Raw genomic sequence first — 12,528 nt, 5'->3', positions numbered from 1 at the left:
CGGCTTCGGCTTCGGCTTCGGCTTCGGCTTCGGCTTCGGCTTCGGCTTCGGCTTCGGCTTCGGCTTCGGCTTCGGCTTCGGCTTCGGCTTCGGCTTCGGCTTCGGCTTCGGCTTCGGAAGGGGCCTGCTCAACCCGATCCTCTGGGTCAAGGGCTTCGGCATCGACGTTTTTGTCGACCGCTTCGGTCACCGCGTCGGCCTTGGGGTCGTCCACCGGTTTCTGGTCCGTGTCTTTCTTGGCAGCCACCGTCACTTCCCCCTGTCGATTCCCATAAATCCTGACGCGCAGACGCGTCCAAGTTAATCCGCGCCCATCGCACCCTCAAGCCGGATCGCATATTTCACGAGTTTTTTCACGGCTTTCCGCATTTTCTTGGGCGTCGGGCGTTTGGCAATCCGCAAACGGGCAATGGCCAAGTTTTCAAGGGGCTCAGCTGTCGGTCCGCTCATCGCAGCGACCAAAAGCGGCGCCGGTCCAGGCCAAAGGTCGGCAAATTGTCGCGCGGTCCGCGGCGAGAACAAGGGCGCAATCACCGGGGCAGATCCAGACGCCGCGTCTTGGGCCTCGGGCGTCAGGGGCAGCAAATACTGGCGATAGACCGCCTGTTCCCGCACGGTCAGGCCCAGTTCGGTCAGCCGGGTCGCGATGTTGCCCCGGCTGTGTTCGCCGCGCAGATGCAGCAGTGGGCTGTCCGGGCGCTCTTTCAGCAGTTTGGCCACCAGTTCCTCGGCGGTTTCGCCGGCCATCCGGGCCCCCCACCCGACTTGGCGGGCCGTTTCGGTGGTGGCCGGCCCCACGCAATAGGCGGGCAGATCCCGGCGCACATTCTGCGCCGCGGCGGCCGCCACGCCATTGGCCGAGGTGAAGATCAGGCCCCGGATTCCGGTCGTGTCCACCGCCTGCTCCATCGGTCGGATATCCAGCAGCGGGGAATAAATCACCTGGACCCGCGACCGTATCCGTTCGGGAAGCTGCGCCACGAACCTTTCCGAGGCGGCGCGGGGGCGGGTCATCAACAGGTACACGGGCGAGCGTTCGGGCCTTGAGGATTGTTTGCTGCAGCTTGGGGTGATACCCCGCGACGAGATCATGATGCAATGGTTCAGGCCGATGGTGCAAACACTTACCGTTCTGGGATTGGAAAGCAGCTGCGATGACACGGCGGCGGCCGTGGTGCGGCATACCGAGGGCGAACCGGCGCAGGTTCTTTCTTCGGTCGTGCATGGCCAGACGGACCTGCACAGCGCCTTCGGCGGCGTGGTGCCCGAGATTGCGGCGCGCGCGCATGCCGAAAAGCTGGATGTCTGCGTGCAGCAGGCGTTGGAGCAGGCGGGCCTGACTTTGCAGGATATGGACGCCGTGGCTGTGACCGCCGGGCCAGGACTGATCGGCGGGGTCATGTCGGGTGTGATGTGCGCCAAGGGGATCAGCGCGGCCACCGGCCTGCCGCTGATCGGCGTCAACCACCTGGCCGGCCACGCGTTGACCCCACGCCTGACGGACGGGATCGCCTTTCCCTACCTGATGCTGCTGGTGTCCGGCGGGCACTGCCAATACCTGATCGCCCACGGCCCCGAGCAGTTCACGCGGCTGGGCGGCACCATCGACGACGCCCCCGGCGAGGCATTCGACAAGACTGCGCGCCTGCTTGGCCTGCCCCAGCCCGGCGGCCCCTCGGTCGAGGCCGAGGGGCGCAATGGCGACCCCAAACGCTTTCGCTTCCCGCGACCGCTGCTGGACCGGCCCGGATGCGATCTGTCCTTTTCCGGGCTCAAGACCGCCTTGATGCGGATGCGCGATCAGATCGTGGCCGAAAAGGGCGGGCTGACGCGTCAGGACCGCGCCGATCTGTGCGCCGGGTTCCAGCAGGCGGTCGTGGATACGCTGGCCGAAAAGACCCGCCGCGCCGTCGCCCTGTATCTTGAAACCAACCCTGCCGAGCCGGTGATCGCCGTGGCCGGGGGCGTTGCCGCCAACACCGCTATTCGGACTGCGTTAGAGTCTGTTTCGGCGGATGCCGGCGCGCGGTTTACCGCCCCGCCGCTACACCTTTGCACCGACAATGCGGCAATGATCGCCTATGCAGGGTTGGAACGGTTCCGGCTGGGCGCGCGCGACGGGCTGGACCTGACCGCCCGACCCCGCTGGCCGCTGGATCAAACCAGCCCGGCCATGCTGGGCGGTGGGCGCAAGGGGGCCAAGGCATGAGTGTCTCGGTCCTTGGGTCGGGCGCCTTCGGCACCGCGCTGGCGATCTCGCTGGCGGGCAAGGGTCCGGTCACCTTGTGGGCCCGGTCGGGCGAACAGGCGCGGACGATGCAGGCGACCCGCCGCAATGACACCCGCCTGCCGGGGATCGCCCTGCCCGACGCCATCACCGTGATCGCCGAAATCACCCTGGCCTGTCAGGGCGACGTGTTGCTGCTGGCGGTGCCCATGCAAAAGCTGCGCGATGTCCTGTCGGACCATGCGGCAGACTTGCAGGGTCGCAACCTTGTGGCCTGTTGCAAGGGCATCGAGCTATCCACCGGCCTCGGTCCGATCGCCATGATCGAACAGGTGCTGCCCAGCGCCCGCACTGCCTTGCTGACCGGGCCCAGCTTTGCCGATGACATCGCCCGCGGGTTGCCCACGGCGCTGACCCTGGCCTGTGCCGACGCAGACCTGGGCACCCGGTTGCAACAGGCGCTGACCACTACCAACCTGCGGCTCTACCGGACCACCGACGTGACCGGGGCCGAGCTGGGCGGGGCCTTGAAGAACGTGATGGCCATCGCCTGCGGGGCCTGCATCGGCGCGGGTCTGGGGGACAGCGCCCGCGCGGCCCTGATGACTCGCGGCTTTGCCGAGATGCAGCGCTTTGCCACGATGCGCGGCGCCCGGCCCGAGACCCTGATGGGCCTGTCGGGTTTGGGCGATCTGGTTCTGACCTGCTCGTCCGAACTGTCGCGCAACTTCAGGTTCGGGCTGTCGCTGGGCCGCAACGAGTCCTTTGACGCCGCGACAACCGTCGAAGGCGTGGCCACGGCAAATGCCATGGCCGCCATCGCCGCGACCGAGGGGCTGGACATGCCCATCTGCCAGACGGTGGCGCAGCTCAGCCGCGGCGCCTACAGTGTCGCCGAGGCCTTGCAATCCCTGCTCAATCGCCCACTCAAGGAGGAATGACATGCTTATCGCCCTGATCGCCCGCGACAAGGACGGCGCCCTGCAGACCCGGCTGGACAACCGCGCCGCGCACCTGGCCTATATCGAAGAAACAGGCGTAGTCGCACAGGCCGGGCCGCTGCTGGACGGCGATGCCATGATCGGGTCGCTGGTCATCCTGGATGTCGAGGATCTGTCCGCCGCACAGGCCTGGGCCGACAACGACCCCTATGCCAAGGCCGGTCTGTTCAAGTCGGTCGAACTGATCCCGTGGAAGAAGGTCATCGGCTGATGGCGTATTGGCTGTTCAAATCCGAACCCTCGACCTGGAGCTGGGACCAGCAGGTCGCCAAGGGCGACGCGGGCGAGGAATGGGACGGGGTGCGCAATTACCAGGCCCGTAATTTCATGCGGAAGATGAAGCTGGGCGACCGGGGGTTTTTCTATCATTCGCAGAAGGACAAGGCGATCGTCGGCATCGTCGAGGTCTGCGCCGAGGCCCACCCCGACAGCACCACCGACGACGACCGGTGGGAATGCGTGGACATCAAGGCGGTGCGCCCCTTTTCCAAACCGGTCACGCTGGACCAGATCAAGGCCGATCCGCGGCTGACCGACATGGTGCTGGTCAAGAACTCGCGCCTGTCGGTGCAGCCCGTCTCCGAGGCCGAATGGGCGGTGATCTGCGAACTGGGCCAGACCGCGGCGGATTGAGAAAAAGGGAAGGCCCTGACGATGCAGAACCTTCCCTACCCCGCGTGCTCCCTACTCACCACACGCAAAGAAATCTCTGGTTCTGACCGTCCTGGTCACGGGTTGAATGTAGCTTAGGGCGCGTCTGTTTTTCAAACGTTGAATCAATAGATTGTGATTCAAATGCAAAACGCCCGCCGGTCCGACCGGGCGGGCGTTTCCAAATGTCGCGGCGAACTCAGCCGTAGACGGACTCTTTGCCGAAATGCTTGGTCAGCATGTAATAGACCACCGCGCGGTATTTGTTGCGCTCGGACTTGCCGTAGGTTTCGATGACCTTGTTGATCGCTTCCATCAGCTCGGGGCCATCCGACAGGCCCAGCTTCTTGATCAGAAAGTTGTTCTTGACCGTCTCCAGCTCACCTTCCTGGCTGGCGGCCACGGTTGCGGCATCCGCGTCATAGATCGACGGCCCGCAACCGATCGTCACTTTGGTCAGCAGGTCCATGTCGGGGTCCATCCCGCATTTGTTTTTCAGATCATCCGCATATTTTGCGATCAACTCGTCACGTTTTCCCATTGTCCTCTCCTGTATGGGTTGGGGTACGGCCTTTTTGGCGCTGGCTGAACGGTAGCGGCTGGCAGGAAAAGCACAAAGGGAAAAATCGGGCATGTTCCCCGTAGACCACGCCCGTGCAGCCCGCGCCTTGATCTGTTCGGGTTCTTTATTTAACATAAAAGTTAATTAATGATCCAAGGAGACTCGTCATGCCCGTCGCCCTTCCCAACGAAAGCGCCGCGTACCGAACCGCCCGAAATGCCCTGCTGGCCGCCGAAGTCGATCTGCGTGCGCGGGTCGAGGAAGTGGCCGCGCTGCGCCGGACCTTGCCCAAAGGCGGCCAAATCCCACAGGATTACGTCTTTCGGAACCTCAGCGGCAATATTGCCCCGATTTCAAGCCTTTTCGGTGATCATGACACTCTGGTCGTGTATTCGCTGATGTTCGGCCCCAAGGCGCAGGACCCCTGCCCCATGTGCTCGGCCTTTCTGGACGGTCTGACCGGGCAGGTCGCGCATCTGACCCGAAAAGCCGCCTTTGCGGTCGTGGCGCAGAATACGCCGGATGCCCTGGCCGCGCTGCGCCGGCGCATGGGCTGGCAGGATCTGCCGCTTTTTTCCGCGTTGGATACGACGTACCAGCAAGACTATCTGGCTGAGACCGAGGACGGAAACCAGTTGCCGATCCTGAACGTGTTTCAACGCGATGCGGATGGCATCCACCATTTCTGGAGCTCCGAGCTGTTTTTTGAACCCAGCGACTGGCATCCGCGCCATGTCGATGCGGCCTGGCCCCTGTGGAACATTCTGGACCTGACACCGCAGGGCCGCGGAGATTTCGTGCCGTCGCTCCGCTGACCGCAACAAAAAAAGGCGGCCCAGATGGCCGCCTTTTCCTCGAATTTCTGACAGATCAATACCGGTAATGCTCGGGCTTGAACGGGCCTTCGGGCGTGACACCGATGTAATCCGCCTGCTCCTTGTTCAGCTTGGTCAGCTTGACGCCTATCCGGTCCAAATGCAGGCGCGCGACCTTCTCGTCCAGATGCTTGGGCAGGATATAGACCTTGTTCTCGTACTGGTCGCCGCGGGTCCACAGTTCGATCTGGGCCAGAACCTGGTTGGTGAACGAGGCCGACATCACGAAGGACGGATGCCCGGTGGCATTGCCCAGGTTCAGCAGACGGCCTTCGGACAGCAGGATGATACGGTTGCCCGAGGGCATCTCGATCATGTCCACCTGGTCCTTGATGTTGGTCCATTTGTGGTTGCGCAGGCTGGCCACCTGAATTTCGTTGTCGAAATGGCCGATATTGCCGACGATGGCCATGTCCTTCATCTCGCGCATGTGCTCGATGCGGATCACGTCCTTGTTGCCGGTGGTGGTGATGAAGATGTCGGCGGTCGAAACCACGTCTTCCAGCAGAACCACCTCATACCCATCCATCGCGGCCTGCAGGGCACAGATCGGGTCGACCTCGGTCACCTTCACGCGGGCGCCGGCGCCACGCAGCGAGGCAGCCGAGCCCTTGCCCACGTCGCCATAACCGCAGACCACGGCGACCTTTCCGGCCATCATCGTGTCGGTGGCGCGACGGATGCCGTCGACCAGCGATTCCTTGCAGCCGTACTTGTTGTCGAATTTCGACTTGGTGACGCTGTCGTTCACGTTGATCGCCGGGAACGGCAGATGGCCGTCCTTGACCAACTGATACAGGCGGTTGACGCCGGTGGTGGTTTCCTCGGACACGCCCTTGATCTGATCGCGCACCTTGGTGAACCAGCCCGGGCTTGCCGCCATCCGCTTCTTGATCTGCGCCTTGATGACCTCTTCCTCTTCCGAGGACGGGACGGGGATGATGTCCTCACCCGCTTCGGCGCGCGCGCCCAGCAGGATGTACAGCGTGGCGTCGCCGCCATCATCCAGGATCATGTTGGGGCCGTCTTCGAACTGAAACGACTTGTCGAGATAGTCCCAATGCTCTTCCAGCGTCTGGCCCTTGATGGCAAAGACCGGAATGCCCGCCTTAGCGATGGCTGCCGCCGCGTGGTCCTGAGTCGAGAAGATGTTGCACGACGCCCAGCGCACGTCCGCGCCCAGCGCGACCAGCGTTTCGATCAGAACGGCGGTCTGGATCGTCATGTGCAACGACCCGACGATGCGCGCCCCTTTCAGCGGCTTGCTGTCGCCGTATTCCGCGCGCAGAGCCATCAGGCCCGGCATTTCGGTTTCCGCGATATCCAGTTCCTTGCGGCCGAACCCGGCCAGTGAAATGTCTTTGACGATGTAGTCGCCGGCCATCAGATGCTCCATTCCGATCAACAACGGTTTGGGCAGGCCCTAACACCGTTGAGGAAAAGTCGCAATGTGGATGGCGATTGGGGCGCGGGCGTTAATTCAACTGGGCGCCCCTTCGGCAGCGGCCCTAGGCGTCATTTCGAAGAAATCGGTGCCAGCGGCGACAATGCAACTGATGCCGTTGGCGTGGGTCATCAACACGGTATAGGTGCCGGTGGCGCGTGAGGCCCATACCTCCATGACCGTCTGACCGCTCCGCGTGTTCTGCAATCCGCCAAAGGCCAGCTCTTCGGAATAGATCTGCTGCAGCTTGGCGATGACATCACCGCGCAGGGCGCAGTTCTGGGCCGATGCGGGCGGCGCGGCCGCAGCCATGCCAAAGACAAGGGCCATTCCCAACAAACGCTTGAACATGACAAGCTCCTTTCGGTTCGGGTTTCGATCCGAGAGGGGCACGCCGGGAGGAACGCGCGCCCCCCTCAGCCTTGATGTCGTGATCCCCACGTGCCGGTTCAAAGCACGATTGCTCAAGAAACTGTTGGCAGCCGGTGATCAGGATGGCTTAAGCATAGCACGAAACCGCGTTTCAGGCACATTCGCTGCAAAGGGGGCATGGCAGAATGGCAACACAACCCAGAGCGTGGCAGAGGATGCTGTCAGGTCGCCGGCTGGACCTGCTGGACCCGACCCCGGTGGATATCGAGATCGAGGATATCGCCCATGGGCTGGCATTCGTGGCCCGCTGGAACGGCCAGACGGCGGGTGATTTCGCCTATTCCGTGGCCGAGCATTCTCTGCTGGTCGAAGAGCTGTTCGGCCGGATCGCCCCCAAGGCGCCGGTGAAATGGCGGCTGGCGGCGCTTCTGCACGATGCGCCAGAATATGTGATCGGCGACATGATCTCGCCGGTGAAGGCCGCGGTCGGCCCGGGCTATGGCGCGCTGGACGACCGGTTGGCGGCGGCTATCCACATCCGCTTTGGCCTGCCCGCCGCGGTGCCGAAAACGGTGAAACGTCAGATCAAGAAAGCCGACCGGATCAGCGCCTGGATGGAGGCCACCCAGATCGCGGGGTTTTCCGAGGCCGAGGCAACCAAGTTCTTTGGCCGACCGGACGCGGCGGTGATGGAGGGGTTGCAAATCACTCTAAGGCCACCGGTTGAGGCTCGGCAGGCGTATACGGCGCGGCATGCGGAGCTGTTGGCGTTATTGTAGCACATGACTTAGGCCCGAGGTCTGCTTTAGAGCCCTCTGCAAAAGTGAAGAATTTACGCTGCGAGCGCTCGCGGCAAGACTACCCGCAGCATGACAGAAGGAAATGCGGACGTTCAGGCAGAACGCAGCGAGATTGCGATCCGCAATGACCGGGTCGCGGGCCTCAGGGCGAATAGCTCTTTGGAGTGTGACCGACCCTTTCCTGCCGTTCGGCCAATCGGTCCGATGCTGCACAGCAGTTTGTCGAAGCCAAAATTCGCGGGCTTGCGGAACGACGCTGCCCTTGGAGGCCTTCCGCGCGGACGAAGTGGTTACTCAAATCGCACTATTTTCATGAGGGGTGGGTATTGGGGCAAGGTGCCGGTCAGAACCTTGCCCCGCGGTTTCTGTCACTCTGCGATAGTGGCACCCGGAACTGCTTCGTAGGCATTGGATTGCGCAACCTCGTGCTGAATGGCAGTGCCGGGCAGGATCTCAAACAGCGGGTCGAAATCGACCATGGTCGAGGCGAGTTGCGCAAGAACGGTGGGATCACCTTCAATCTTGGCGGTGCCATCGGCGATCTGCTGCTCTAGTTCAATCGCGCCCATCATAGTCATTTCCAGATCCGAACGGTTTATGACCAATGTCAGGTCCGGGTTGTCCGCCTGATATCCCTCGATATTGGTCAGGGTCGCGTTCTCCATTTCGATGATGAACTTCTCGCCATTGTCCGGCGTTACCAGATTGATGGTGAACCGCATGCCTTCGGCTTTGCGGCTGTCCATCTTGATGCCGAGGAAGTTCAGGAACAATTCCGTGGACATCGCCCGGATCACATCAGAACTGGTTGAGCTCACCGTTGGAGCGTCGGAAATACCAGAACGCAGTTCGTAGGCACCCGACAAGTAACTATTTCGCAGTCCCGGGTTTTCCTGCTGGTAACCAAGCTGCTCATAACAGTCCGCAAGCAGATCACGTGCTGGCTGGTTGTCGTTCTCAGCGAGAAAGAGTTTGTTTAGGATTTCGACGGCCATCTTGTACTCACCAGCCGAGAAAAGCTCTTGTCCTTTGGCCATGATCTTGTCCGACCCGCCCATCATCTCGACGTAGAGGGGCGCCGATGCTTCGGGTGATGGCGGGATCAGGGTTGCTGGATTGGCATCCCAAAAACCAAGGTATCGCTGGATCACTCCTCGACTGTTGTGCTCGGGTGAACCGTGATAGCCCCGGCAGTGCCATTCATTTTGCAGGCTCTTGGGCATTTCATAGACGTTCTGGATCTGGTTGATCGTCACGCCTTGATTGGCGAAGTGCAGCACCTGGTTATTAAAATGCGCATACATGTCACGCTGCGCCCGCATCACCTCTTGAATACGGTCATTGCCCCAGCGCGGCCAGTGGTGCGACTGGAACATCACTTCTGCTTCCTCGCCAAAGAGATGCAGCGCCCGCGAGATGTATTTAGACCAGCGCAGAGGATCGCGCACCGGAGCTCCGCGCAGGGTGTAAATATTATGTAATGTGCCGGTAATGTTCTCGGCCATCCACAATGCCTTCATTCCCGGAATGTAAGTGTTCATGTTGGACGGCGCTTCAGTGCCTGGCGTGTTCTGAAACACCATACGCACGCCATCCACATCGAGATATTCGATGTCTTCTTCGATGATCCGGGTGGGGGCAATAAGGCCAACGGAACCAAGAGACACCCGGTGACCCAGCCCCTGCCCTGCAAAACCGTACGGGTTGATCGGAAGCTGTTGGCCATACTGGTAAGACAATCGCCGGTTCATAGCGTTGCCAGCATAGACATTCTCGGAAATCGTGAACTCCATGAAATCACGCGGTGCAATGATTTCCACTTTGCCTGAACGCACATCAGCTTCGTCGATTATGCCGCGTACACCACCCCAATGGTCACCATGGGAATGCGAATAGATCACTGCGGTTGCCGGCAGCCCATCACCGACGTGCTCTTGAAATAGCTTCCATGCTGCGCGCGCTGTTTCCGCACTGATCAATGGATCGATTACGATCCAACCTTTTTCGCCGCGCACAAAGGAAACGTCGGACAGATCGAAGCCCCGCACTTGGTAAATTCCGGGAATGACTTCATACAGTCCGTAGTTCTGGTTCAGCCGCGAGACCCTCTGCAAAGACGGATGAATGCTTGGCCAGTCCTTGTCTTCGTCGAAGAAGCGGAAACTTGCCATGTCCCAGGCGATGTTGCCTGCATCCGCCATGATCGTATCTTCGGGCATCGGCGCGATAAACCCGCGAGCTTGTTCATCAAAATCACGCGTATCTGAGAACGGCAGCGTTTCCCGCGCTTCGGCAAGAATTTTCAAAGTGTGTTCCGAAGGCGCCTTGCCCTTCGGGTGGAAATGCCCTTCGGCTGGCGTCGCACTCTGCGCATACGCCGCCCCCTCCTCTGAAATGAATGTTGGCGCCACTGCGAATGCCGCTCCGAGCGCCGGGGCCGACTTGATGAAATTACGACGTGTGGTCATTTCAATTCCCTCCTGAAAATGACATTACGGAGGGCCGAAAAGTCCGGCTATGGCAGACCCGCGAGTTTGCCGCTCCGTTTCCACTCAAAAGTTTACCGTTGGCAAAAGTCCGATCTACTCACGCGACCTATCATTTCGCGACAATCGCCTAGGTACACAGGATCCTTTTTCTGACTTCCCTGGGCCTTTGACCGGAATTCAGACGGAGAGACCCCCTGCCACGCGCGGAAAGCGCGTGTGAAATTTTCCGGTGCGTCATAGCACAACTCGGCAGCTATGTTTTTCACAGGCAGATCGGTTTCTAAAAGGAACGCCATCGCACGCCTGCTGCGTGCAATTTCAAGGAGATGTTTGTAGGTGTACCCAAGCTTTCTCAGCTTCCGTTGGACAGTTCTTGGACCCAGATCCGCGGCCCTTGCAAATCCATCGAGGTCGACGGTGCGATCCATCAATCGAAGGTCAATGAGTTTCAGGATATCATCAAGGAACGCGGTTTGCCGCCCGTCGGGTGGTGCTACCAAATCAAGTGACGTAATGGGTCGATCGAACGGAAGCGGCCCAGAGAGCCTCGTACTCAGGTCCGCTTTCCTGACCGCCACACCGTAATTTGGACGGCCGAAACGGATTTCATTTTGAACAAGGGCACTTAATTTTTCCGTTCTCGCCGGCTTTTCGTAGTCGACTTCCACCCAATCGGGTCGCCACCCCTCGCCCAGGAACCCGCGAAAGAAAACGAACATCGTTTCAAAGAGGTGGTCCGAGAAATGACGTGTGTTTTCATAGCCTGCCAGACCTGATTTGTAGCACCAGACAACGTGATGTTCGCGCAAGGACAAGTACATCTCTGTGCCGCTTTCGTGCGCCCACAGTGTCCTGCAAACACGCTGGAGGGCTTGGCCAAGCGTTGGAGCACAATAAGCATATCCGGCCCAATTTCCGTAATCGAGCGCAGTGGTTTTGCTGCCAAGGCTTACACCGAATTCCGCGTCACCGATCGTACGCGCAGCCGCCTCCATTACGCGGATCATCTTGGCCAAAGGGACCCGATGCTCTGGCGCATCGAGAACGCTTAGGGGAAGATCGTGGCGTTTCAGGATGCGGTTAAGCGCGCGATCTCCGGCAATGTCACGAACAAGTTCGGGAAAGGGGCCCCATCCCCGGATTCTTGTCATCGCTAAGGCTTTCAACGCAAACCCCCTCATTTCCCATACAAACGATATCACATTCTTTCCATGACGTTGAGCCTGGAGTGCCACTCGCCTTCAATGGCTTGAAGGCGCCGGAAGACCTGTACAGAATGACCGGTTTCAGCCCACAGCGACGACTGCTGCGCCTCGGATCAAGGTCGTTAAAGGGCTCGAAACCGCCTTGTGGCGCCGCGGCATCGGTCGCTAGCAGCCCGTCATCGAGACCAGTCGTGACGCTTGGTCTTACAATCAATGGTCAACGCGGTGTTGATGTGTGGGCCGGGAGGGACGGATGGAGGCTAAATTATGCCCAGAATCCAACTTCCCGCCGCAAAACCGAAACGCAAGACCCGGAACAAGGGCTGCCTGATCGGTCAGAAACGCCCGCTGCTCCCGACGCAGGTATGGGCCATTCGTGCCCAGCTCGAACTCGCGGGCAATCTTCGTGATCTTGCGCTCTTCAACCTCGCCATAGACAGCAAGTTGCGCGGCTGTGACCTCGTCGGACTCCAGATTAGCGATCTCGTCGTCGAAGACCGAATCCGTGAGCGCGTCACGATTGTTCGGAGCAAGACCAATCGGCCGATCCAGTTCGAAGTATCTGAGAATACGCGCGAAACGATCGCTGCCTAGCTCGACCAACCCGAGATTCTGGGATGCAGACATCTGTTTCCGAGCCACTTCCACGCGTCACCGCACATCTCGACCGGGCAGTACGCGAGGCTTGTTCGAGACTGGGTATCGGCCATCGGCCTGGAACCGGGCGGCTACGGCACACATTCTTTGCGCCGGACCAAGGCCTCGGAGATCTATCGAAAGACCGGCAATCTCTGGGCTGTCCAACTTTTGCTGGGTCACACCAAGGTCTACAGCACGGTACGATACCCGGACGTCGAGCTTGAAGATGCACTGAGAATCGCCGAAAGAATCGACATCTGAAT

General features: G+C 60.4%; 13 protein-coding genes and 1 pseudogene. 8 read left to right on the top strand and 6 right to left on the bottom strand.

Annotation, left to right across the window (positions count from 1 at the left end; translation table 11 throughout):
- Positions 1–304 (top strand): hypothetical protein (locus AC2FMN_RS10205; protein WP_496687931.1); only part of this gene is annotated, 304 nt, incomplete at its 5' end.
- On the opposite strand, the gene AC2FMN_RS10200 is transcribed toward AC2FMN_RS10205, so the two are convergent.
- Entirely contained in the window at positions 301–1,014 is a 714-nt protein-coding gene (locus tag AC2FMN_RS10200; protein WP_496684084.1) for a uroporphyrinogen-III synthase, read from the bottom strand. The two genes, AC2FMN_RS10205 and AC2FMN_RS10200, sit on opposite strands and share 4 nt — an antisense overlap.
- Before the next feature lie 97 nt (positions 1,015–1,111).
- On the opposite strand from AC2FMN_RS10200, the gene tsaD reads away from it, so the two are divergent.
- Genes tsaD through AC2FMN_RS10180 form a run of 4 tightly spaced genes read left to right on the top strand, consistent with a single transcriptional unit; the run spans position 1,112 to position 3,861 of the window.
- Positions 1,112–2,209: a tRNA (adenosine(37)-N6)-threonylcarbamoyltransferase complex transferase subunit TsaD gene (tsaD, locus tag AC2FMN_RS10195; protein ID WP_496687945.1), complete on the top strand. Its 1,098-nt coding sequence runs from the start codon at positions 1,112–1,114 to the stop codon at positions 2,207–2,209.
- Entirely contained in the window at positions 2,206–3,168 is a 963-nt protein-coding gene (locus AC2FMN_RS10190) for an NAD(P)H-dependent glycerol-3-phosphate dehydrogenase (RefSeq protein ID WP_496687929.1), read from the top strand. Before tsaD ends, AC2FMN_RS10190 begins: the two co-directional genes overlap by 4 nt.
- 1 nt (position 3,169) lies before the next feature.
- A complete protein-coding gene (locus tag AC2FMN_RS10185) occupies positions 3,170–3,439 on the top strand; it encodes a YciI family protein (RefSeq protein WP_005979743.1) in 270 nt (89 codons plus the stop codon).
- A complete protein-coding gene (locus AC2FMN_RS10180; protein WP_496687926.1) occupies positions 3,439–3,861 on the top strand; it encodes an EVE domain-containing protein in 423 nt (140 codons plus the stop codon). The genes AC2FMN_RS10185 and AC2FMN_RS10180 overlap by 1 nt, the downstream gene beginning before the upstream one ends.
- A gap of 217 nt (positions 3,862–4,078) precedes the next feature.
- Here the strand turns inward: AC2FMN_RS10180 and AC2FMN_RS10175 are convergent, their stop codons facing one another.
- A complete protein-coding gene (locus AC2FMN_RS10175) occupies positions 4,079–4,420 on the bottom strand; it encodes a DUF2853 family protein (protein WP_149774134.1) in 342 nt (113 codons plus the stop codon).
- Between the two features lie 188 nt (positions 4,421–4,608).
- Here AC2FMN_RS10175 and AC2FMN_RS10170 point away from each other — a divergent pair, with 188 nt between their 5' ends.
- On the top strand, positions 4,609–5,256 hold the full coding sequence (locus tag AC2FMN_RS10170) for a DUF899 family protein (RefSeq protein WP_496687923.1): 648 nt from the start codon (positions 4,609–4,611) through the stop codon (positions 5,254–5,256).
- A gap of 55 nt (positions 5,257–5,311) precedes the next feature.
- Here AC2FMN_RS10170 and ahcY read toward each other — a convergent pair whose 3' ends face one another.
- Both ahcY and AC2FMN_RS10160 read right to left on the bottom strand, forming a co-directional pair.
- A complete protein-coding gene (gene ahcY / locus AC2FMN_RS10165) occupies positions 5,312–6,700 on the bottom strand; it encodes an adenosylhomocysteinase (RefSeq protein WP_496687920.1) in 1,389 nt (462 codons plus the stop codon).
- A gap of 96 nt (positions 6,701–6,796) precedes the next feature.
- Positions 6,797–7,111: a hypothetical protein gene (locus AC2FMN_RS10160; protein WP_496687917.1), complete on the bottom strand. Its 315-nt coding sequence runs from the start codon at positions 7,109–7,111 to the stop codon at positions 6,797–6,799.
- Positions 7,112–7,317: 206 nt separating this feature from the next.
- Here AC2FMN_RS10160 and AC2FMN_RS10155 point away from each other — a divergent pair, with 206 nt between their 5' ends.
- Complete coding sequence (locus tag AC2FMN_RS10155) at positions 7,318–7,911, top strand: HD domain-containing protein (protein ID WP_496684101.1); 594 nt, start codon at positions 7,318–7,320, stop codon at positions 7,909–7,911.
- 389 nt (positions 7,912–8,300) lie between these two features.
- Here AC2FMN_RS10155 and AC2FMN_RS10150 read toward each other — a convergent pair whose 3' ends face one another.
- Positions 8,301–10,400 (bottom strand): alkyl/aryl-sulfatase, encoded by a 2,100-nt coding sequence (locus tag AC2FMN_RS10150; protein WP_496687914.1) that lies wholly within the window; start codon positions 10,398–10,400, stop codon positions 8,301–8,303.
- 92 nt (positions 10,401–10,492) lie between these two features.
- Positions 10,493–11,572, bottom strand: a complete 1,080-nt coding sequence (locus tag AC2FMN_RS10145; protein ID WP_496687911.1) for an AraC family transcriptional regulator — start codon at positions 11,570–11,572, stop codon at positions 10,493–10,495.
- Between the two features lie 321 nt (positions 11,573–11,893).
- On the opposite strand from AC2FMN_RS10145, the pseudogene AC2FMN_RS10140 reads away from it, so the two are divergent.
- Positions 11,894–12,526: pseudogene (locus tag AC2FMN_RS10140) on the top strand (tyrosine-type recombinase/integrase).
- Positions 12,527–12,528: the final 2 nt, after the last annotated feature.

This window comes from Ruegeria sp. BHSC037, assembly GCF_059613045.1.
This window is presented reverse-complemented; position numbering and strand designations above follow the sequence as displayed.

What these genes read in the sequence shown, in the direction of transcription:
- AC2FMN_RS10200 (WP_496684084.1), bottom strand. Translation starts at nt 1,014, where the DNA reads ATGACCCGCCCCCGCGCCGCCTCGGAAAGGTTCGTGGCGCAGCTTCCC.
- tsaD (WP_496687945.1), top strand. Translation starts at nt 1,112, where the DNA reads ATGGTGCAAACACTTACCGTTCTGGGATTGGAAAGCAGCTGCGATGAC.
- AC2FMN_RS10190 (WP_496687929.1), top strand. Translation starts at nt 2,206, where the DNA reads ATGAGTGTCTCGGTCCTTGGGTCGGGCGCCTTCGGCACCGCGCTGGCG.
- AC2FMN_RS10185 (WP_005979743.1), top strand. Translation starts at nt 3,170, where the DNA reads ATGCTTATCGCCCTGATCGCCCGCGACAAGGACGGCGCCCTGCAGACC.
- AC2FMN_RS10180 (WP_496687926.1), top strand. Translation starts at nt 3,439, where the DNA reads ATGGCGTATTGGCTGTTCAAATCCGAACCCTCGACCTGGAGCTGGGAC.
- AC2FMN_RS10175 (WP_149774134.1), bottom strand. Translation starts at nt 4,420, where the DNA reads ATGGGAAAACGTGACGAGTTGATCGCAAAATATGCGGATGATCTGAAA.
- AC2FMN_RS10170 (WP_496687923.1), top strand. Translation starts at nt 4,609, where the DNA reads ATGCCCGTCGCCCTTCCCAACGAAAGCGCCGCGTACCGAACCGCCCGA.
- ahcY (WP_496687920.1), bottom strand. Translation starts at nt 6,700, where the DNA reads ATGGCCGGCGACTACATCGTCAAAGACATTTCACTGGCCGGGTTCGGC.
- AC2FMN_RS10160 (WP_496687917.1), bottom strand. Translation starts at nt 7,111, where the DNA reads ATGTTCAAGCGTTTGTTGGGAATGGCCCTTGTCTTTGGCATGGCTGCG.
- AC2FMN_RS10155 (WP_496684101.1), top strand. Translation starts at nt 7,318, where the DNA reads ATGGCAACACAACCCAGAGCGTGGCAGAGGATGCTGTCAGGTCGCCGG.
- AC2FMN_RS10150 (WP_496687914.1), bottom strand. Translation starts at nt 10,400, where the DNA reads ATGACCACACGTCGTAATTTCATCAAGTCGGCCCCGGCGCTCGGAGCG.
- AC2FMN_RS10145 (WP_496687911.1), bottom strand. Translation starts at nt 11,572, where the DNA reads ATGACAAGAATCCGGGGATGGGGCCCCTTTCCCGAACTTGTTCGTGAC.